The following is a 548-nucleotide window of genomic DNA, read 5'->3' as shown; positions in this document are numbered from 1 at the left end:
ATTCCCAATGTAGAGGTATATGTATTAAATGAAGCTAAAAAACTTGTCCCTATTGGGACAGTAGGTGAACTTTATATAGGAGGTATCGCATTAGCACGAGGATATTTGAATCAACCTGAATTAACAAAGGCCTCATTTATCCCACACCCATTCAAGAATAGCTCTAATGATAGATTATATCGGACTGGTGATTTAGTTAAATATTTACCTGATGGAAATATAGAATATATAGGAAGAGCTGATAAACAAGTTAAGATTAGAGGATTTCGAATTGAGTTAGGTGAAATTGAAACAATATTAGGAAATCATCCAGACATTAAAGAAGTTACTGTGGTAGCGCAAGAAGATTCATTTGGAGATAACATCTTAGTAGCCTATATTGTGGGCGAAGGAGATACACAAGAGTGGAGAAAACATGTAGGGGTACATCTTCCAAATTATATGGTCCCGGCTCATTTTATCAAGATAGAATCATTGCCATTAACTGTTAATGGGAAGGTAGATAAAGATGCTTTACCTGCATGGGCCTCTATTATACAAACGAACGA

Annotated in this window: 1 protein-coding gene; it reads left to right on the top strand. The window is 35.6% G+C overall.

The genetic code is table 11. The annotated features are described in order from the left end of the window. Positions 1 to 548: AMP-binding enzyme (locus tag MR167_RS31715; protein WP_242316248.1), on the top strand; the 548-nt coding region annotated here is incomplete at both ends.

The organism is Bacillus cereus group sp. BfR-BA-01355 (assembly GCF_022663675.1).
Lineage (GTDB): Bacteria > Bacillota > Bacilli > Bacillales > Bacillaceae_G > Bacillus_A > Bacillus_A thuringiensis_S.
Note: the sequence above shows the minus strand (reverse complement) of the source record. Positions and strands in the feature narration are given on the sequence as shown.